Here is a 19,229-nt window from a genome sequence, read left to right as displayed (position 1 = left end):
CCCGGAGGCACGCCTTGGACACGCCCTTCTCCACGCTGATCCGCACCGCCTCGCACGAGCAGCACACGGAGGCGGAGACGTCGACGTTCATGAGCGACCTGCTCGGCGGCCGGCTCGACGTCGGCGCCTACGCGCGCTACACGGAGCAGCTGTGGTTCGTGTACCGGGCCCTGGAGGACGGCGCGGCGGCGCTGGCGTCCGACCCGGTCGCGGGTCCCTTCATACGGCCGGAGCTGTTCCGCACGGCCGCCCTGGAGCAGGACCTCGCGCATCTGCGGGGCGCCGACTGGCGGGCGGGGCTGTCGCCGCTGCCGGCGACGCAGGCGTACGCGGCGCGGGTCGCCGAATGCGCCCGCGACTGGCCGGCGGGCTATGTGGCCCACCACTACACGCGCTATCTGGGCGACCTGTCGGGCGGTCAGATCATCCGCGACCGCGCGGAGCGGACCTGGGGCTTCGCGCGCAAGGGCGACGGCGTGCGGTTCTACGTGTTCGAGGCGATCGAGAACCCGGCGGCCTTCAAGCGGACGTACCGGGAGCTGCTCGACGCGGTGGACGCGGACGACCTGGAGAAGCAGCGGATCGTCGACGAGTGCAAGCGGGCGTTCGACTTCAACGGGGCGGTGTTCCGGGAGCTGGCCGGGGAGTTCCCGCTCAGCGCGTGATCGTTCCTTCGAGCCTCACCCGTCCCCCGAGTTCCACGATCCCGTCGGGGCCGGGGGCGGTGAGCAGCTGCGAGCCGCGGCCCTGGGTGATGTTGAGCGCGCGCCCCAGCTCGGCGGTGAGCAGCAGCGCCGCCGCGCCGGTGGCCTCGTCCTCGTCGATCCCGTCCCCGCGCCCGGGAAACGCCCGCGCCCGGATCCGCCCGGCGGCCTCGTCCTCCCACGCCCAGGCGTAGATCCACTCGCCGGGCTCCGGAACGTCCAGCGCCTCCACCTCGGCGGCCGTCGCGAACCGCCGCAGCGTCCGCGGCGGCGCCCACTCGGCCCGCGCCTCGATCCAGGTGAACTCCCCGTCCCCGCGCACCCACACCTCGCCGGCGGGCGGGTTGACGACCTCCAGATCGAGCAGCCACGCGGCCCCGACGAGCGGGTGCCCGGCGAACGGCAGCCTGAGCCCGGGCGTGTAGATGTCCACGACCCCCAGCTCCGGATCGTCCACGAACACGGTCTCGCTGAACCCGAGTTCCTTGGCCAGCGCCTGCCGCACCGCCTCGTCGGCGAACCCGCGCGCCTCCCGTACGACCCCGAGCCTGTTGCCGTACCGGCCGTCGCCGGCGCAGAAGACCCGCAGGACGTCGATGTCAGTCGTGTTCATGCCGGAATTCAACCATCCAGTCGCCGCGCCCCGCCGGGGCTACTCACACGTAACTGAAAGCGGGGCAAATCGCACTGCTTTACCATCCCTTGACCAAGCCGTGATGTCTCCATGAGGGCATCGTGACCGCCCCGTGTCCGGCCCGGCCTGCTTGAGAGCTGAATCACTGGACGCGCGGGTATTGCTGAGGTAAGCCTCGGTTAAGTTAGGTCCGCCTCACCCCGTCCCCGCACCCGTCCCCCGAGTGGAGCACCGCATGCGAGCCGTCCGTCTGTCCGTCGTCACCGCCGCCGCTGCCGCGGCGACCCTGGCCGCCGTCACGGGCTGCACGCAGAAGAGCGACGCGAAGTCGGAGGACGGCGGGGTCCAGGTCATCGCCAAGGACGACTCCTGCGAGGTCTCGAAGAAGGACTTCCCGGCCGGCCACCTCAAGCTGAACGTGGAGAACCGCGGCTCGAAGGTGACCGAGGTCTACGTCCTCTACCCGGACGAGCGGATCGTCGCCGAGCGCGAGAACATCGGCCCGGGCACCAAGGCGACCATCACCGCCGAGATCAAGGCCGGTGACTACGAGATCGCGTGCAAGCCCGGCATGAAGGGCGACGGCATCAAGCAGAAGGTCACCGCCACCGGTGCCGGCGCCGCCAGGCGCTCGCCGGAGCTGGACGCGGCCGTCGCCGCCTACCGGCAGTACGTGCAGGCGCAGGCCGACGAGACGATGCCGAAGGTGAAGGTGTTCACCGACGCCGTCCGCGCCGGTGACGTCGAGGCCGCCAAGAAGGCGTACGCCGAGTCCCGCATCGGCTGGGAGCGCACCGAGCCGGTCGCCGAGTCCTTCGGCGACATCGACCCGAAGGTCGACGTCCGCGAGGACGGCCTGGAGGCCGGCCAGGACCCGGTGAAGGACTGGACCGGCTGGCACCGCCTGGAGAAGGCGCTGTGGCAGGACAAGAAGATCACCGACCGCGACAAGCAGCTCGCCGACCTCCTCGACAAGGACCTGGCGGACTGGCAGAAGCGGGTCGGCACGGCCGAGATCACCCCGACCTCCATGGCCAACGGCGCCAAGGAGCTCCTGGACGAGGTCGCCACCGGCAAGGTCACCGGTGAGGAGGAGCGCTACTCCCACACCGACCTCGTCGACTTCAAGGGCAACGTCGAGGGCGCGCAGAAGTCCTTCGACCTGCTCAAGCCGGTCGCGCAGAAGAACGACCCCAAGCTGGCCGCCGAGCTGGACAAGCAGTTCGCCGCCCTGAACACGCTCCTCGACAAGTACCGCACGGACAAGAGCACGTACGTCTTCACCTCGTACGAGAAGGTCGGCAAGGAGCAGCGCAAGGAGCTGTCGGACGCCGTCAACGCGCTCGCCGAGCCGCTCTCCAAGCTCGCCGCCGCGGTCGCGAAGTAAGCCCAGGGGGGTACACCAGCATGAGCGACAACACCGAGAACGAGCAGGTCTCCGAGGGCACCGGCGCCACCTCGCCGTCCCGCCGCGCCGTCATCGGCTGGGGCGGGGCCGGCCTGGCGCTCGGCGCCGCCGCCGCCGGCGGCGCCGTCGCCCTGACCCGGGGCCGCGACGACGACACCGCGACCGTCGCCGACTCCGGCTCGGCCGTGCCGTTCCACGGCGCCCACCAGGCCGGCATCGCCACCGCCGTCCAGGACCGGCTGCACTTCGCCGCCTTCGACGTGAAGACGAAGGACCGCGCCGAGCTGGTCCAGCTCCTGAAGGACTGGACGCGCGCCGCCGAGCGCATGACGGCCGGTCACGAGGTCGGCGAGGGCGCCTACGGCGGCCTCCCGGAGGCCCCGCCGGACGACACCGGCGAGGCGCTCGGCCTCAAGCCGTCCCGGCTCACCCTCACCATCGGCTTCGGCCCGTCCCTCTTCGACGGCCGCTTCGGCCTCGCCGGCAAGCGCCCCGCCGCCCTCGTCGACCTGCCCAAGTTCCCCGGCGACAACCTCGACCCGGCGCGCAGCAACGGCGACATCTGCATCCAGGCGTGTGCCGACGACCCGCAGGTCGCCGTGCACGCCATCCGCAACCTGGCCCGGATCGGCTTCGGCAAGGTCGCGGTGCGCTGGTCCCAGCTCGGCTTCGGCAAGACGTCCTCGACGACCCCGGACGCCCAGACCCCGCGCAACCTGTTCGGCTTCAAGGACGGCACCCGCAACATCGCCGGCACCGAGACCGACCGCCTCGACAAGTTCGTGTGGGTGTCCGGCAAGGACGCCGCGGGCGCGGCCTCCTGGCTGGACGGCGGCTCGTACCTGGTGGCCCGCCGGATCCGGATGAACGTCGAGACCTGGGACCGCACCTCGCTGGCCGAGCAGGAGGACGTCTTCGGCCGGGACAAGAAGGAGGGCGCCCCGGCCGGCAAGGCCAAGGAGCACGACGCGCCGTTCCTGAAGGCGATGAAGCCGACGTCGCACGTGCGCCTCGCGCACCCCGACTCCAACGGCGGCGCCACCATCCTGCGCCGCGGCTACTCCTTCACGGACGGCACGGACGGCCTCGGCCGCCTGGAGACGGGCCTGTTCTTCCTGGCGTACCAGCGCGACGTCCGCTCCGGCTTCATCCCGGTGCAGACCCAGCTGGCCCGCCATGACGCGCTCAACGAGTACACCCAGCACGTCGGTTCGGCGATCTTCGCGGTTCCGCCGGGCGTCCGCGGCAAGGACGACTGGTGGGGCCGGGAGCTGTTCGCGTGATCGCGCAACGAAGCTGCGGAACGAAGTAAGGAGATTCCGACGTGTTCGGCAACTATCTGATCGGCCTGCGCGAAGGGCTCGAGGCGAGCCTCGTCGTCTGCATCCTCATCGCGTACCTGGTGAAGACGGGCCGCAAGGACGCCCTGCGGCCGATCTGGATCGGCATCGGCGTCGCCGTCGGGCTCGCGCTCGCCTTCGGCGCCGGCCTGACCTTCGGCTCGCAGGAGCTGACCTTCGCGGCGCAGGAGGCGCTCGGCGGCTCGCTGTCGATCCTCGCCGTGGGCCTGGTGACCTGGATGGTCTTCTGGATGCGGCGGACCGCCCGGCACCTGAAGACCGAGCTGCACGGCAAGCTGGACGCGGCCCTGCAGATGGGCACGGGCGCGCTCGTGGCGACGGCGTTCCTCGCGGTCGGCCGCGAGGGCCTGGAGACGGCGCTGTTCGTGTGGGCGTCGGTGCGGGCCTCCTCGGACGGCACCCACGGGCCGCTGATCGGCGTGGTCCTGGGCCTGCTCACGGCGGTGCTCCTCGGCTGGCTGTTCTACCGGGGCGCGCTGAAGATCAACCTGGCGAAGTTCTTCACCTGGACCGGCGGGATGCTGGTCGTGGTCGCCGCGGGCGTGCTCGCGTACGGCGTGCACGACCTCCAGGAGGCGGACTTCCTGCCCGGCCTGGCGAACAAGGCCTTCGACATCTCGGCGACCATCCCGCCGGACAGCTGGTACGGCACGCTCCTCAAGGGCGTGTTCAACTTCCAGCCCGACCCGACCGTCCTCCAGGTCACGGTGTGGGCGCTCTATCTGATCCCGACGCTGCTGATCTTCCTGGCCCCGATAGGGTCGGGTCCGTCCAAGCGGCTGGCGAAGCAGAAGGCGACGACCGAGACCGATGAGAAGGCTCAGGCGAACCGGGCCGAGGCGACCGGCTGACACCCTCGTCCGCGCGACGGGCCGGCCGGTACGACCGGCCCGCCCGCGCACGTTCCTCGCGGCCGCGACGGCCGCGCTCCTCGCGCTGACCGCGAGCGGCTGTGTGACCGTGCACGGCGAGCAGGCGCTGATCCCGGCCGCCACCCCGGCCGAGGCCCAGCAGGCCCTCAAGGACTTCACGGCCGCCTTCAACGCCGCCGACCAGGCGTACGACCCGACCCGCGACGCGGGCCGGGTCACCGGCGCGTTCGGCGAGATCAACCAGGCGGGTCTGAGGTCGCGCCATCTGACGAACCCGGGCGGCAACCCGAACCACCGGCCGCTGGAACTCACCGACGCGAAGTTCGCGATACCGCGCGAGGCCGGCTGGCCGCGCTGGTTCGTCGCCGACACCGACTCCAACCGGGACACCGACAGCGGCCCGGCCGACACCCGCTGGGTGCTGGTCTTCGTGCGCGACGGCGCCGCCCAGCCGTGGCAGGCCGCCTATCTGTCGATCCTCGGCCCTGACCGCATCCCCGCCCTGAAGCGGGAGGCGGGGTACGCGGTGCCGGTCGCCGCCGGCGCCACCGGGCTCGCGGTCGCGCCGAAGGACCTCGGCGAGCGGTACGTGTCGTTCCTCAAGGACGGGCAGCCGGGGCCGTTCGCGCCCGGACCGCACACCACCGAGTGGCGCGCCGAGCGCAAGAAGGCGGCCAACCGGCCCGGGCTCGTCACCCAGTACGCCGACCAGGCCGAGTCCCGCGCGCACTTCGCGCCCCTCGCGCTCGCCACCGAGGACGGCGGCGCCCTCGTCTTCTTCGCCACCCGCTACTTCGAGCGGCAGACGGCCGCGCCCGGCTACCGGCCGAAGGTCGGCCCGGACGTGAAGGCGCTGCTGACCGGCGAGGTGAAGAGCACGGTCACCAAGCGGTGGGTGTCGAGCCAGACGGTCCTCGTGAGCAGCGACAAGGCCGAGGTCCTGAGCCGGCTGCAGGGCGTGACGGCGGCCGAGGGCTCGTAGGCCGGTCCCGCAGGAGGCCTCTCGCGCCGGAGGCCCTTCCAGCGCAAAGCCCGTCGCGCCGAGTGCCGTGAGCCCCTCGCAGGAAGGCGCCGGGCGTCAGCGGCTGAGCGGCCAGGCGACCTCGTGGTCCGCGGGCTCGCCCTGCTCCGCCTGCGCGGCCGCGTGCCGGGCGCAGGCGTCGGTGAGCGCCTCCAGGAGGTTCAGCGGCTCGGGCAGCGGGTGTTCGGGGCCGCGCAGCCAGCCGATGACGGGCTGGACGCCCTCGTCACCGGGGAGCCGGGACGGCGGGACGAGGACGTAGGAGCCGCGGCAGTGCCAGCGCAGGCCCGGATGCTCGTCCATGGTCTCGGGATGGCAGTCCAGCTCGCACGGCCACCACTCGTCCTCGTCCTCGGGGGTGCCGCGGGTGGCGGTGAAGAAGTGCATGCGGCCCTCGTCGGGCCGGCCCTCGGCGACGCCGGCGACGGCGACCGGGCCGACGTCCACGCCCTCGGCGAGCAGCCGCTCCAGGGCGGCGCGGCCGGCGGGCAGCGGTACGTCGAGCACGTCGTGGACCATGCCGGTGGCGGTGATGAAGTTCGCCTCGGGCTGGCTGCGGGCCCAGCGCTCGATCTGGGCGCGGTCGGTGGTCGACTGGGTCTGCCAGGCGAAGGAGACCGGGTGCCGGGCGGGGGTGGGACAGCCGATCCGCTCACAGGAACAGCGGTAGCCGACGGGGTACGCGGCGGGGGCGAGCGGCAGTCCGGCGGCGGCGACGGCCAGGAGCAGCTTCTCGCGGTCGTTCTCGGCGTCGGCCGCGGTCCGCTTGGGGCGCCTGCGCAGCCACTGCGCGAGTTTGCTCTCCGTGCCGCGGTAGCGGCCGATGCCGTCGCCCATCTATCCCCTCACACCTCATGCGTGCCCGGTCGGCCGGGGTTCGCCCGGCCGGCTCTCCATGGTCCCACCATCCTGGGCCCCGGGTGACCGGAGTCGGGAACCGGGTCGGGCGAACCGCTCACTTCCGCGGCGAGAGTCCGCGCAGCGCGTGGTCGACGAGGGCGTCGGCGTAGGCGTGGGTGAGCGGCAGGGTGCGGTGCAGCCAGCGGTGGTGGAGGGGGCCGACGAGCAGTTCGACGGCGATCCGCGGGTCGGCGTCCGGGTCGATGTCGCCGGCCGCCTGGGCGGCCTCGATGCGCCGCACGCACGTCTGGAGCTGGGGTTCGAGCAGCTTGGCGGTGAACTCGGCGCCGAGCGCGGGGTCGATGACGCCCTCGGCGGTCAGCGCGCGGGTGGTCCGGTCGAAGGCGGGGTCGGCGAGTTCGTCGACGGTGGCGCGGAGCACCTGCCGGAGGTCGGCGGCGAGGTCGCCGGTGTCGGGGATCTCACCTCCGGCGTCGCCGCCGGCCGCCTCGGCGGTCCGCTCCGCGAGGTCGAGGAACGCCTCCATGAGGACGGCGGCCTTGGAGTTGGCGGGCCACCAGCGGTAGATGGTCTGCTTGCCGACGCCGGCCCGGGCGGCGATGCCCTCGACGGTCGTCCTGGCGTAGCCGACCTCGGCGACGAGGTCGAGCGCGGCGGCGTGGATGGCGCGGCGGGAGCGTTCGCTGCGGCGGGAGGCGTCGGGCGCCTTGGCGTCGGACGCCGCGGAATCGGGCGCCGTGGAATCGGGCGTTCTGGAGCCGGTTGCCCTGGAGCCGGTCGTCCTGGAGTCGGTCATGCCGTGACCGTACCAGGACCCCGAGACGTACCGTCTCGCCACGCGTTTTTCATCCGAACCACCCGAACGGTCCACTGCGCGGAACCTCCGGAAAGCGGACCATGGCATCGACGATCAGCATCCAGCGATCCGCTCAGCGACCGTAGAGGAGCCTTCTTTGCGCCCCACCCCGCGCGATGCCTCGCCCCGCCGTTATCTGATGTGCCCACCCACGCACTTCAAGGTGACGTACTCCATCAACCCCTGGATGGATCCCACGAAGCCGGTCGACCTGCCGCTCGCCCTCGCGCAGTGGGAGGACCTGCGCGAGCGGTACCGGTCGCTCGGCCACACCGTCGAGCTGCTCGAACCGGTCCCGGGCCTGCCCGACATGGTCTTCGCCGCGAACGGCGCGACCGTGGTGGACGGCCGGGTGCTCGGCGCCAGGTTCGCCCATCCGGAGCGTTCGGACGAGGCGGCGGCGCACCTGGACTGGTTCCGCAGGAACGGTTACCCGGACCCGGACGTCCGGGTGCCCGAACACGTCAACGAGGGCGAGGGCGACTTCGCCGTGACCTCGTCCTGGATCCTGGCCGGCCGCGGCTTCCGGTCCAGCCCGCTCGCGCTCGACGAGGCCCAGGAGTTCTTCGGCCGCCCGGTGATCGGCCTGGAGCTGGTGGACCCGCGCTACTACCACCTGGACACGGCGCTGTGCGTCCTGGACGACGCCCGCGACGAGATCATGTACCACCCCGCCGCCTTCTCCCCCGGCAGCCGTTCCGTCCTGGAGCGGCTGTTCCCCGACGCCCTGCGCGTCGAGGAGGAGGACGCCGCCGTGCTCGGCCTGAACGCGGTGAGCGACGGCCGGCACGTGCTGCTCCCGCAGGCGGCCGTGGGCCTGTTCCAGCCGCTGCGCGAACGCGGCTTCGAGCCGCTCGGGATGGACCTGAGCGAGCTGCTCAAGGGCGGCGGCAGCGTGAAGTGCTGCACCCAGGAGCTGCGGCCCTAGTCCTCAGTCCTCGTCGGCGGGCGGCCAGGCGTCGCCCCACTCCGCGTCACGGGCCTGCTTGTACAGGGGCCCGTGCCGCTTGGTCACCGTCTCCCGGGCCAGCCCGTCCGGCCCGCACAGGTCGAGCAGCACCTGGCCCTTGCGGATCTGCGGCCTGCGGACCACGCGGGCGGTGGCCGGGCCGGCGGGGAACCTGGTGGCGGCGACGTAGGCGTACTTCTCGTCCTCGTACGGCAGCGAGCCGCCCTTCACCTGCCGGTGCAGCGAGGAGCGGCTGACCCGGGCCGCGAAGTGGCACCAGTCGGTGCCCGGCACGATCGGGCAGGCGCCGCTGTGCGGACAGGGCGCGGCGACGGTGAAGCCTGCGTCGATCAGCAGGGTGCGGGCGGCGATGATCCGCGCGTAGCCGTCGGGGGTGCCCGGCTCGACGATCACGACGGCCCGCGCGGCGCGCGCGGCCTCGGTGACGAGCGCGGTGCGGTCGGCCTCGGTGAGCTCGTTGAGCACGTACGAGACGGTCACCAGGTCCGTGTCGGGCAGCCGCAGCGCCGCTCCGATCCGCTCCCGTCGCCAGTCGGCGTCGAAGACGCCCCGGGCGAGCTCCTGGCCGATGGCGAGGGCCGGCTCGGCCCAGTCGAGGACGGTGGTGCGCGCCGCGCCCTCCCAGGTCTCGGCGACCGCCCAGCTCGCCGCGCCGGTGCCGCCGCCGACGTCCGTGTGCGTGGCCGGCGTCCAGTCGGGCGCGGCGTCCGCGAGGGCGAACAGGGCGGCCCGTACCGCCTCGAAGGTGGCGGGCATGCGGTAGGCGGCGTAGGCGGCGACGTCGGACCGGTCGCGCAGCACGGGCGCGTGGGTCGGGGTGGCCCCCCGGTAGTTCGCGATCAGCCGCTCGACGGCCTGGGCGGCCTGGCGCGGCGGCAGTCCGTCGAGGACGGCGGCGAGCGCGGCGCGCAGGGTGTCTGCGGAGGGGTGGGAGGCGTTCACCGCCACATTTTAGGGCCCGCCGGACAGATCCTAGGCGGCCCGGTCGCCCTGTTCGGCGGCCCGGCGGCAGGGGCGGCAGAGCAGCAGGAAGCAGGCGACGGCGGCGGCCGCGCAGCAGACCTGGACGACGGCCATCGGGACGGCGGTGGTCTCGCCCGCGATGCCGACGAGTGGGGAGGCGACGGCGCCGATGAGGAAGGAGGAGGTGCCGAGGAGCGCGGAGGCCGAGCCGGCGGCGTGCGGGGTGCGCATGAGGGCCTGGGCGTTGGTGTTGGGCATGGCGAGGCCCATCGCCGACATCAGCACGAAGAGCCCGGCGGCGATGGGCGCGAGGCCCGGGTCGCCGAAGACGCCGCTGGTCATGACGAGCAGCGCGAGGGACGCGGCGAGGATGATCGCGAGGCCCCAGCCGAGCGCCTTGTCGAGGCTGACCCGGCCGACGAGCAGCTTGCCGTTGACCTGGCCCATGACGACGAGCCCGACCGAGTTGACGCCGAAGAGCAGGCTGAAGGTCTGCGGGGAGGCGCCGTAGATCTCCTGTACGACGAACGGCGAGGCCGATATGTACGCGAAGAGGGCGGCGAAGGCGAGTCCGCCGGCCAGCATGTAGCCGGTGAAGACGCGGTCCGCGAGCAGTCCGCGCATGGTGCGCAGGGCCTCGCCGACGCCGCCGGCGTGGCGCCGCTCGGGCGGCAGGGTCTCGTGCAGGAAGCGCCAGACGACGAGGGTGAGCAGGACGCCGACGCCGGTGAGGACGTAGAAGACGCCCCGCCAGTCGGTGACCCGCAGGATCTGGCCGCCGATGAGCGGGGCGACGATCGGCGCGGCGCCGGAGATCAGCATCAGGGTGGAGAAGAAGCGGGCCATCTCGACGCCGTCGTACAGGTCGCGGACGACGGCCCGGGCGATGACGATGCCGGCGGCGCCCGCGAGGCCCTGGAGCAGCCGGAAGCCGACGAGGAGTCCGGCGGTGGGCGCGAAGGCGCAGACGGCGGTGGCGAGGACGTACACGATCATGCCGACGAGCAGCGGCCGGCGCCGGCCCCACTTGTCGCTCATGGGGCCGACGACGAGCTGGCCGAGCGCCATGCCGGCGAGGCAGGCGGTCAGCGTGAGCTGGACGGTGGCGGCGGGTGCCCGCAGCGCCTCGGTGACCTGCGGCAGCGCCGGCAGGTACATGTCCATGGAGAGCGGCGGGAGGGCGGTGAGCCCGCCGAGGACGAGGGTGACGAGCAGCCCGGCGCGCCGTGCGGCGGCGGCGGCTGGTGTGCCCGTGGCGTCTTCCGTGGCGCTGGCGGTGGCCCGGCCGCTCTCCGGCATCGACTGCTCCGTTCACCGGCTCCGTTTCACCGGGACCGTCGTTGAAACCATTTCCTTGAAACCTTAAGGAATCCCTTCGCCATGGTAGAGGGCTCAGGCCGGATGGAGACCGGGCCTTCCGGCCTCCGTCACGAAGGACGCGGCCGTGACGACCGGCGCGCCCGGGGTCGTCACCGCGGAGACCGTACGGAAGTCGGCGCGGGCCTCGCTCTCGCCGAGGGTGACCGTGGTGTAGCCGCGGCGGCCGTTGTAGAAGCGCAGGTGCGGGTTGGCGCGGGTGAGGTTGGCGTGGTTGGAGGGCCGCTCGGAGCCGTTCTTGCCGCTGCTGATCGAGGTGGCGACGATCTCCGTGCCGACGGTGCGGGAGGCCGGGTCGCGGAAGTCGGCCTTGATGTCGAGGGCGTAGGAGACGTGGACGTCGCCGGCGAGCACCATCAGGTTCGCGACGCCGGCCGCCTCGGCGCCGGCGAGGATCCGCTGCCGGGAGGCCGGGTAGCCGTCCCAGGAGTCCATGGAGAGTTTGAAGGCGCTGCCGGGGACGTTGCGGCGCTCGGAGAGGACGACCTGCTGGGGCACCACGTTCCAGCGGGCGCGGGAGGCCTTCCAGCCGTCGATCAGCCAGCGCTCCTGCTCGGCGCCGGTGAGGGTGCGCGCCGGGTCCTCGGACTCGGGGCCGGGCGTCTGCCAGCCGTCGCCGTAGGCCTGGTCGGAGCGGTACTGGCGGGTGTCGAGGATGTCGAACTGGGCGAGCCGCCCGAAGCGCAGCCGGCGGTAGAGCCGCATGTCGGGGCCGGTGGGCCGCTGCGGTCGGCGCAGGGGCTGGTTCTCCCAGTACGCGCGGTAGGCGGCGGCCCTGCGGATGAGGAACTCCTCCGGCGGGATGCCGTCCTCGGAGGTGTCGCCGGCGTAGTTGTTCTCGGTCTCGTGGTCGTCCCAGGTCACGGCGAAGGGGTGGGCGGCGTGCGCGGCCCGCAGGTCGGGGTCGGACTTGTAGAGGGCGTAGCGCAGCCGGTAGTCCTCCAGCGTCACCGTCTCCCGGTCGAAGACGTCCGGCAGCCTGCGGTCGGTGTAGGCGCGGGCGCCGCCGGTGGCGTTCACGGCGTACTCGTAGAGGTAGTCGCCGAGGTGGAAGACGACGTCGAGGTCCTCGTCGGCGAGGTGGCGGTAGGCGGTGAAGTAGCCGTCGTGGTAGGCCTGGCAGGAGACGGCGGCCAGCTTCAGCCGGGTGTTGTGCGCGCCGGGCGCGGGCGCGGTGCGGGTGCGGCCGACCGGGCTGGTCCAGGCGCCGACGCGGAAGCGGTAGAACCAGTCGCGGCCGGGGGCGAGGCCGTCGACCTCGACGTGCACGGTGTGGTCGAACTCTGCGTGCGCGGGGGCGGTGCCGCGCCGTACGCCCTTGGTGAAGCGCTCGTCGCGGGCCAGCTCCCAGCGGACGGTGACCCGGGTGCCGGCGGGCAGGCCGCCACCCGTCTCGTACGGGCGCGGGGCCAGCTTCGTCCACAGGAGCACGGAGCCGGGCATGGGGTCTCCGGATGCCACCCCCAGGGTGAACGGGTCCTCGGATATCCGGCGGCCGTCGAGCTCGGCTGCCGCGGCGGTGCCGGCGGCCGGCAGGTTCACGGCGAAGGCGAGCGCGGCGGCGGCACCGGTGGTGGTGAGGAAGCGCCGGCGGCCCAAGTGGCGTGCGACGGCGCGGATTTCATCGGCGTGGGTCTGTGCGGGTGTCATGAGCCCCTCCCCTGACGGATGTTGTCCGTGGGGTATTGCAGTGGGGCGGGGCGACCTCAGCTTGTCGGGTACAGAACATCCACGTGTCGGACGGATGAGTTCATGGGGCACGCGTCTCGCGTACGCTGCGCGCCCATGAGCAACGGACGCGTCGCGGGTGTCGCGGTGGTGACGGGGGCCGGTTCGGGCATCGGCCGGAGCGTGGCACGGGCCCTCGCGGCGGCCGGCTGGTCGGTGGCGCTCGCGGGCCGCCGGCGGGAGCCCCTGGAGGAGACCGCGGCCGGCCTGCCGGACGGGCGGGTCCTGTGCGTGCCGACGGACGTGACGTCCGAGGAGCAGGTCGCGGCCCTCTTCACGGCGGTACGCGACCGCTTCGGCCGGGTCGACCTGCTCTTCAACAACGCGGGCACGTTCGCCGGCGGCGGCACCCCGGTCGAGGACCTCGCCCCGGCGACCTGGCGGGCGGTCGTGGACGTCAACCTGACGGGCGCGTTCCTGTGCGCGCAGGCCGCCTTCCGCGCGATGAAGGAGCAGTCGCCGCAGGGCGGCCGCATCATCAACAACGGCTCCATCTCGGCGCACGTACCGCGCCCGCACTCCATCGCGTACACGGCGACGAAGCACGCCATGACCGGCCTCACCAAGTCCCTGTCCCTGGACGGCCGTCCGCACCGCATCGCCTGCGGCCAGATCGACATCGGCAACGCGGCCACCGACATGACCGCCCGCATGCAGACCGGCATCCTCCAGGCCGACGGCCGGCTGGCGGCGGAGCCGGTGATGGACGCGGCGGACGTGGCGGCGACGGTGGTGCACATGGCGGCGCTGCCGCTGGAGGCGAACGTGCAGTTCGCGACGGTGATGGCGACGACGATGCCGTACATCGGGCGGGGTTAGCGCCCGTAGGGCGGATCAGGCTCGGACGGGCCGCGGCGTTTGGTGCGGTCCGGCCATGATCCGCCGGACACTCCCTACGCCTCTCCCGCCTGCCCGGTGTCGAAGCGGGAGACCTTGCCGCCGGTGACGGTGAAGCGCCAGGCGGTGCGCATCGAGCCCCAGGTGTCGTTCGTGTAGGTGGCGACGAGGGCGAGGCCGCCGTCGCTCTCCTCCTCCACCTCCATGCGGCCGTTGGAGGAGAACACCTCCCGCTCGGTCCAGTCGGCGACGTCACGGTCCGAACCGTCGTCGGACATGGTGGCGCCGGGCGCGAGGGCGGCCTGGAAGGCGGCCCGGTCGTTGGCGTTGAGCGCCGTCACGAAGGCGCGTACGGCGGGATCGCTGAGCTGGTCCACGGGAACGGTCATGCCCCGGACCGTACGGCCGCCGCGCGCCGGCCCCCGCTCAACACACCGGCGCGGTCACCCGGGCGAACGGGGCGACCCGCTCCGCGCCGTTCGCCGGCGCCCCGGACGGGGCAGGCTGCCGCCATGACCGACCACGTCTGGCCGACCATCGCCCGCCTCCAGGAATGGCTCTCGGCCCACCAGCAGCTGCCGCCCGGCCAGGAGATCCTGCTCCGCGTCCTCAAACTCTCCGAGGAGGTCGGCGAGGCGTCCCAGGCGGTCATCGGCGCCACCGGCCAGAACCCCCGCAAGGGCCACAGCCACACCTGGCAGGACGTCGAGGCCGAACTGTGCGACGTCGTGATCACGGCGATGGTGGCACTGCGCACGCTGAACCCGGACGCGCGCAAGGTGTTCGAGGCGCATCTGCGGAGGGTGGCGGCGAGATCCCTGGAGTAGGGAGGGAATGGGGCAGACGAGTCGGGCTGTACGCCGGGTTCTGTCAGCGCAACGCTATGACCTGCATAAACGTGCAGGGATGGTGCTCCCGTGGCTACTTTTACGCAACAAAACGTCCCCGCCCGGATCAGCCCGGACGGGGACGTCGTCGCTCCTGAGATCAGACGGTCCCCTCGATGCGTTCGAAAATGTCCGCGTCCGTCTCCCGCTGCCAGACCGGCAGGTCGGACCAGTCGGCAACATATCCGGGCTTTGGGTCTTCGAAGTGCCTGAACATCTGGGCGGTCCAGCAGATCGCGACGAATCGGCCCTTCTGCTCGCGGGTGAGCCGGGCCGCATGCCCGCCGCTGACCTCGATGAAGTCGCGCACCTGCCCGTACACGGCGGTGGCGGCTTCGCGCTCCCACTCGGGCGTCTCGTCCCACGGCGTGACATAGCCGGGCTTGGGCTCGCCGGGATAGTGCTTGTTCACACCGTCGATCCACGCCTCGCGGAAGATCCGGCCGTCATTCATGCGCGTGTCCCTCTCATCATGCGGTGCGCGGAAGCGCCGCGATTCGGTGATCAAGAGTCGAGACTCGGTCATCGGACAGGAGCGGGGCAAGACGCCCCCGGAGCCCGTCCAGCTTCTTGCCGATGAATCCCGAATTCGACCGGTCGGCCAGTCCGAGTGCTTGCTCCGCGTAGTGCACGACCTGGTCGATGTCCCGCCTGTGCGCCCCGAGCACGGCGAGATCGCTCAGAACAGCGGCGCGACGACGCAGGGACAGAGGCTGGGCAAGGGCTGCGGTGAGCGCTTTCTCGGCGAGATCAGGGCGGCCCAGTTGGAGGTAGCAGGCTCCTCGCTCCTCTGCCAGGCGGGAGCCGTCGAAGCGGAGCCAGCCGCCGTTGTGAGAGTGAGCGCCGTCGAGGGCGTGCACTCTCTCGGCTTCATCCAGAGCCCGGTTGCACGCGTCGAGGTCGCCCACGGCCGCGTACGCCTGCGCCTGGACGGCCGCGACCCAGTGACGGGTGGAGAGAGCGCCGTCGCCCCTTCGGGCGATGCGGAAAGCTGCCGCGAGCAGGGGTTGGGCAGCGTGCGCGCGGCGCGCGTACAGCTCGACGTACGCGTGGCGGGTCATGGCACACGCCCACAGGTCGTGGTCGCCACCGGCGTGGGCCGCGTTGGCGGCCAGCGTGTAGCACTGCGCGGCGTCGGTGTACCGGTTGGCGTCGAAGAACAGCTCGCCGACGAGCTGGTAGAGGTCGGCCGTCATCCGACACAATCGGGACCGATCCACAGCCGTACGGGTCTCGGCCAGTCCCTTCGCCATCACATCGAGCTGTGCGCGCACCGCAGGGAAGACGACCTGCTTGGCGTCCGATAGCGCGTAGACCTGCCAGAGGCTGCGATGCAAGGCGTCCCCCGTCTCCAAGAGCGCCGATGCCGCGCACCCTCGGGCGGCATCACCGGCATCGGGAAGAGCGACCAGCGCACCCGTAACGGCGAGCAGACCCAGGACTTCGCGGCGCTTCATGTCGTCATCATCACCATGGAGGAGGGGTGGAGCAGCGGAGAGCCCGGCTGTCTCGGCCGTCTGTTCGTCGGAGAGAAGGGCATCCAGCTCAGGGAGGGTCACCCCCAACAGCCCTGCGATCTTCGGCCGTTGATGGGGACGCGGGATGGCACGACCACTTTCCCAACGAACCACGGTGGACGTGGCCACCGAGAGCGCTTCTGCGAATTCCTCCTGAGAGTAACCCCGGGCCGCGCGCCGTTCCGCAAAGTGCTTACGCCTCGACGTCATAGGTCTCCCCTCACGAGAACCCTTTCACGCACTCATACCCGCCATGCGCCAACGCCTGGAAAACGCCCGGGTATTGCGCGAGGTCCGCTCTGGGAGAAGGTAACGGATCGTCGTTCACTGGTCACACGCCGTTCGGAAGCCGAAGAACCCTCCGGGCGGCTCTCACTGAGAGGAGCGACCACGTGACGACCTCCGGACCGCCCCGCAGGAGCCCTGGCGCCAGTGGCCGTACGTACACGCCGCCGGAGCCCCGGCCGGGTGCGCCGAGCCGGGCTCTGCGGGTACGGGCAGCCGGCGGTTGGGAGAGGTTCATGCGCCGCTTCGAGGCCCGGCAGGAGCCGGAGGAGTGAACCAGGTCGGTTCCGACGGCTACGAGCACCACCCGCTCCTGGACACGCTTGTCCGTGACATCGCCTCGCGCGGGGAGGGTGTACTCGTCGCCGTCACACACGAGCTCCACAACCACGGCACGGTCCGCATCGCGCACATCCGGCCCGCGTCCGGAGTCGAGTGGACGACCGCAGCCGACAACATCCAGGCCGCTCGCCCCTGAGCCGCGGCCCGCGGATCGCCGTCCACGCCCCTTGGCACAGACGGATACCCCGACCACACCCTTCAACCCAAGGAGTCTCATGACCACCTCTGTCGCACTCCCCTCCCCCACGCGGCCGTGGGGTGCGGGCCGACTCGCGCCCTACCCGACGGTCACCCGCCGACCCCACGCCACGGTCGTCATCGACCCCACGACGCAGCTCGGAGTGTTCCGCGACCGTGCCGGGCAGGTGGTCGAGATGGGCAAGCACGGCACCAGCTCCGGCACCGAGACCTCCACGACGACGAACTCGGACTCCCGGAACGACCAGGGTCACGATCAGGACAGCAATCAGGACTGATGACCATGACCGAGGAGAGGCCGGTTCTGGTGGCCACCGAGGCGGACGACATCACCGCCGACATGGTGATCACCGAACTCAACCGGCGCGATGTGCCGGTGGTCCGGTTCAACCCCGCCGACATCGGCGAAAACCTCACGGTCTCGGCTCGGTTCGGCACCTGCCCGGCCCCGGTGGTCGGGCAGGTGCGCACCCCGTCGAGAACCGCTGATGTGACCCAGGTCCGGTCGGTGTACTGGCGCCGCCCGGAATGGCCCGCGTTTACCCACCTGTCCCCCGACGACTCCCGGTTCGCGGCGGCGCAAGTCCGCTACGGACTCGGTGGCACCCTCTACGCCCTGCGCGGTCCGCTCTGGGTCAACCACCCCTTGCGCGTTGCCGCAGCCGACTACAAACCGGCGCAACTCGTTCTCGCCCAGCAACTCGGCTTCACCATCCCTCCCACCCTTGTCACCAACGACCCTGACGAGGCCCGTGAGTTCGTCCGCGCCCAGGGACGGGCGATCTTCAAGACGCTGCGATGGACCCCCTACACCCGTGAGGGCGTGCCGATGACGGGATGGGCTGCCCCCGTCGCCCCCGAGGAGATCGACGACAGCGTTCGGGTCGCGCCCCACCTGTTCCAGGCCCGCGTGGACAAGGTCGCCGACGTTCGCGTACTGCTCGTAGGTCGGCATACGTTCGCCGTGCGCATCGACTCCGAACTCCTGGACTGGCGCAAGGACTACAGCGCCCTGACCTACACCGTGGAGCACCTGCCCGACCGGGTGGACCAGGCACTCCATGCCTACCTGGACCGACTGGATCTGGAGTCGGGAAGCTTCGACCTCGCGGTCGACCAGGCGGGGGCCTACTGGTGGCTGGAACTGAATCCCAACGGACAGTGGGGGTGGCTGGAGACCGAGACCGGCCTCCCGATGTCCGCTGCCTTCGCCGACCTACTCGCACAAGGAGATCGCCGATGACCGACCCGGCATCCGAGCGACACCGCATGGCGACCGTTCTCGTGAATGAAGGGGTCCTGAGATCCCCCTGGCTGCGTGATGCCGTCGAGTCCGTCCCCCGCGAGCGGTTCCTCCGCCCGGGAGTCTTCCTGGACGAGGGGCGGACCTGGCGGCCCGTCACCGCCGCCGACACGGATCCGGACGAGTGGCTGAAGATCGCATACAGCGTCGACACCCTCACCACCCAGCTCGACGGCCACCTCACCGCCGACCAGGCCGGTGAACCCGTCGTGGGCGTGCCCACGTCCTCCTCGACCCACCCGGCCACCGTCGTCGGCATGATCGAGACCCTGGACCTCATGGTGGGTCACCGAGTACTGGAGATCGGTACGGGCACCGGCTACTCCACAGCCCTGATGTGCCACTACCTCGGCGAGGACAACGTCACCACGGTCGAGGTGGACGGACAGGTGGCCGCACGCGCCGACGCCGCTCTCGAAGCCGCCGGCTTCTCGACGTGGACGGTGGCAGGCGACGGGCTCCTCGGCCACCCGTACCGGGCACCATACGACCGGGTCATCGCCACCTGCGCGGTCCGCCGCATTCCGTACGCGTGGATCAGGCAGACAAGACCCCGAGGCGTTGTCCTCGGCACGGTCGGCTCGTGGCCGTGGGGAACCGGCCTCGCGAAACTGGCCGTCGGCGATGACGGCACCGCCGAGGGCTCGATCGTCGGGCGCTCCTCCTTCATGCAGGCGCGGGCCCAGGCAGCGGCCCCCGTGGCTGGCGACCTCTCTGCCCGGACCGCGTACGCGGACAGTGAGCGGCGCACCCAGGTGTCTCCTCTTGTCCTGGAGGAGTGGATGCCCGCCTTCCTCGCGCAGTTGGTGGCGCCCGGCGCTCAGTTCGTCCGCGCGACGGGCGGAGACGGCTCGCCCTTGCGGTACCTGTTCGATCCGGAGAGGGAGTCGTTCGCCGAGTTCCTCGCCGACGGCGAGAACTGGACCGTCCGCCAGGGCGGCCCGGTGGCCCTGTGGGACGACGTGGAGCGTTCCCTCGTCTCCTGGCAGGACGCCGGGGCGCCGGAGATCGACTCCGTACGGCTCCACGTGACATCCGCATCCCACCGGTACTGGATCGACCAGGCGCCCTCCCTGCGCTGGGAACACCGGATCACCTGACCCGC

21 protein-coding genes are annotated in these 19,229 nt (G+C 71.8%); 12 read left to right on the top strand and 9 right to left on the bottom strand.

What is annotated here, in order from left to right; all coding sequences use genetic code 11:
* Positions 1-14: 14 nt before the first annotated feature.
* Positions 15-665 carry a heme oxygenase (biliverdin-producing) gene (locus ACFYU9_RS09710; protein ID WP_389205576.1) on the top strand — a complete coding sequence of 217 codons (651 nt, stop codon included), beginning with the start codon at positions 15-17 and terminating at the stop codon, positions 663-665.
* On the opposite strand, the gene ACFYU9_RS09705 is transcribed toward ACFYU9_RS09710, so the two are convergent.
* Positions 655-1,317, bottom strand: coding sequence for a PhzF family phenazine biosynthesis protein (locus ACFYU9_RS09705; RefSeq protein ID WP_389343979.1), 663 nt, complete (start codon positions 1,315-1,317; stop codon positions 655-657). The two genes, ACFYU9_RS09710 and ACFYU9_RS09705, sit on opposite strands and share 11 nt — an antisense overlap.
* Positions 1,318-1,573: 256 nt before the next feature.
* Here ACFYU9_RS09705 and efeO point away from each other — a divergent pair, with 256 nt between their 5' ends.
* Genes efeO through ACFYU9_RS09685 form a run of 4 tightly spaced genes read left to right on the top strand, consistent with a single transcriptional unit; the run spans position 1,574 to position 5,961 of the window.
* A complete protein-coding gene (efeO, locus tag ACFYU9_RS09700) occupies positions 1,574-2,725 on the top strand; it encodes an iron uptake system protein EfeO (protein WP_389343977.1) in 1,152 nt (383 codons plus the stop codon).
* A gap of 20 nt (positions 2,726-2,745) precedes the next feature.
* Complete coding sequence (gene efeB, locus ACFYU9_RS09695) at positions 2,746-4,029, top strand: iron uptake transporter deferrochelatase/peroxidase subunit (protein WP_389205583.1); 1,284 nt, start codon at positions 2,746-2,748, stop codon at positions 4,027-4,029.
* Positions 4,030-4,070: 41 nt separating this feature from the next.
* Positions 4,071-4,958, top strand: a complete 888-nt coding sequence (gene efeU / locus ACFYU9_RS09690; RefSeq protein ID WP_389205585.1) for an iron uptake transporter permease EfeU — start codon at positions 4,071-4,073, stop codon at positions 4,956-4,958.
* Positions 4,918-5,961: a hypothetical protein gene (locus ACFYU9_RS09685; protein ID WP_389343975.1), complete on the top strand. Its 1,044-nt coding sequence runs from the start codon at positions 4,918-4,920 to the stop codon at positions 5,959-5,961. Before efeU ends, ACFYU9_RS09685 begins: the two co-directional genes overlap by 41 nt.
* 96 nt (positions 5,962-6,057) lie before the next feature.
* Here ACFYU9_RS09685 and ACFYU9_RS09680 read toward each other — a convergent pair whose 3' ends face one another.
* Positions 6,058-6,837: a bifunctional DNA primase/polymerase gene (locus tag ACFYU9_RS09680; RefSeq protein ID WP_389343973.1), complete on the bottom strand. Its 780-nt coding sequence runs from the start codon at positions 6,835-6,837 to the stop codon at positions 6,058-6,060.
* 118 nt (positions 6,838-6,955) lie between these two features.
* Entirely contained in the window at positions 6,956-7,657 is a 702-nt protein-coding gene (locus ACFYU9_RS09675) for a TetR/AcrR family transcriptional regulator (protein ID WP_389343971.1), read from the bottom strand.
* A 157-nt stretch (positions 7,658-7,814) separates the two neighbouring features.
* Here ACFYU9_RS09675 and ddaH point away from each other — a divergent pair, with 157 nt between their 5' ends.
* Complete coding sequence (gene ddaH, locus ACFYU9_RS09670; protein WP_389205594.1) at positions 7,815-8,645, top strand: dimethylargininase; 831 nt, start codon at positions 7,815-7,817, stop codon at positions 8,643-8,645.
* A gap of 3 nt (positions 8,646-8,648) precedes the next feature.
* On the opposite strand, the gene ACFYU9_RS09665 is transcribed toward ddaH, so the two are convergent.
* From ACFYU9_RS09665 to ACFYU9_RS09655, 3 genes are all read right to left on the bottom strand, one after another.
* The gene (locus tag ACFYU9_RS09665; protein WP_389343969.1) at positions 8,649-9,629 is read right to left on the bottom strand and encodes a small ribosomal subunit Rsm22 family protein; all 981 of its coding nucleotides are present in this window, start codon (positions 9,627-9,629) and stop codon (positions 8,649-8,651) included.
* Positions 9,630-9,659: 30 nt separating this feature from the next.
* On the bottom strand, positions 9,660-10,949 hold the full coding sequence (locus tag ACFYU9_RS09660; protein ID WP_389343968.1) for a Bcr/CflA family multidrug efflux MFS transporter: 1,290 nt from the start codon (positions 10,947-10,949) through the stop codon (positions 9,660-9,662).
* Positions 10,950-11,042: 93 nt separating this feature from the next.
* On the bottom strand, positions 11,043-12,677 hold the full coding sequence (locus tag ACFYU9_RS09655) for an alkaline phosphatase D family protein (RefSeq protein ID WP_389343966.1): 1,635 nt from the start codon (positions 12,675-12,677) through the stop codon (positions 11,043-11,045).
* A gap of 102 nt (positions 12,678-12,779) precedes the next feature.
* Between ACFYU9_RS09655 and ACFYU9_RS09650 the strand changes: the two genes are divergently transcribed.
* On the top strand, positions 12,780-13,574 hold the full coding sequence (locus ACFYU9_RS09650; protein WP_389343965.1) for an SDR family oxidoreductase: 795 nt from the start codon (positions 12,780-12,782) through the stop codon (positions 13,572-13,574).
* A 74-nt stretch (positions 13,575-13,648) separates the two neighbouring features.
* Here the strand turns inward: ACFYU9_RS09650 and ACFYU9_RS09645 are convergent, their stop codons facing one another.
* Positions 13,649-13,981: a nuclear transport factor 2 family protein gene (locus ACFYU9_RS09645; protein WP_389205604.1), complete on the bottom strand. Its 333-nt coding sequence runs from the start codon at positions 13,979-13,981 to the stop codon at positions 13,649-13,651.
* 123 nt (positions 13,982-14,104) lie between these two features.
* On the opposite strand from ACFYU9_RS09645, the gene ACFYU9_RS09640 reads away from it, so the two are divergent.
* Positions 14,105-14,419, top strand: a complete 315-nt coding sequence (locus tag ACFYU9_RS09640) for a MazG-like family protein (RefSeq protein ID WP_389205606.1) — start codon at positions 14,105-14,107, stop codon at positions 14,417-14,419.
* Between the two features lie 160 nt (positions 14,420-14,579).
* Here the strand turns inward: ACFYU9_RS09640 and ACFYU9_RS09635 are convergent, their stop codons facing one another.
* Together ACFYU9_RS09635 and ACFYU9_RS09630 are read right to left on the bottom strand one after the other, a co-directional pair.
* Entirely contained in the window at positions 14,580-14,933 is a 354-nt protein-coding gene (locus ACFYU9_RS09635; RefSeq protein ID WP_265861963.1) for a hypothetical protein, read from the bottom strand.
* A 16-nt stretch (positions 14,934-14,949) separates the two neighbouring features.
* Positions 14,950-16,125 (bottom strand): multiprotein-bridging factor 1 family protein, encoded by a 1,176-nt coding sequence (locus ACFYU9_RS09630; protein WP_389205608.1) that lies wholly within the window; start codon positions 16,123-16,125, stop codon positions 14,950-14,952.
* A gap of 427 nt (positions 16,126-16,552) precedes the next feature.
* On the opposite strand from ACFYU9_RS09630, the gene ACFYU9_RS09625 reads away from it, so the two are divergent.
* The 4 genes from ACFYU9_RS09625 (at position 16,553) to tgmC (ending at position 19,224) form a co-directional block, all read left to right on the top strand.
* Complete coding sequence (locus ACFYU9_RS09625; RefSeq protein WP_389205610.1) at positions 16,553-16,759, top strand: hypothetical protein; 207 nt, start codon at positions 16,553-16,555, stop codon at positions 16,757-16,759.
* Between the two features lie 79 nt (positions 16,760-16,838).
* Positions 16,839-17,099, top strand: a complete 261-nt coding sequence (gene tgmA, locus ACFYU9_RS09620) for a putative ATP-grasp-modified RiPP (protein ID WP_389205612.1) — start codon at positions 16,839-16,841, stop codon at positions 17,097-17,099.
* Between the two features lie 5 nt (positions 17,100-17,104).
* A complete protein-coding gene (gene tgmB / locus ACFYU9_RS09615; RefSeq protein ID WP_389206709.1) occupies positions 17,105-18,064 on the top strand; it encodes an ATP-grasp ribosomal peptide maturase in 960 nt (319 codons plus the stop codon).
* Positions 18,061-19,224, top strand: coding sequence for an ATP-grasp peptide maturase system methyltransferase (gene tgmC / locus ACFYU9_RS09610; RefSeq protein ID WP_389205615.1), 1,164 nt, complete (start codon positions 18,061-18,063; stop codon positions 19,222-19,224). The genes tgmB and tgmC overlap by 4 nt, the downstream gene beginning before the upstream one ends.
* Positions 19,225-19,229 lie beyond the last annotated feature (5 nt).

The organism is Streptomyces sp. NPDC004327, from assembly GCF_042873935.1.
GTDB lineage: Bacteria > Actinomycetota > Actinomycetes > Streptomycetales > Streptomycetaceae > Streptomyces.
This window is presented reverse-complemented; position numbering and strand designations above follow the sequence as displayed.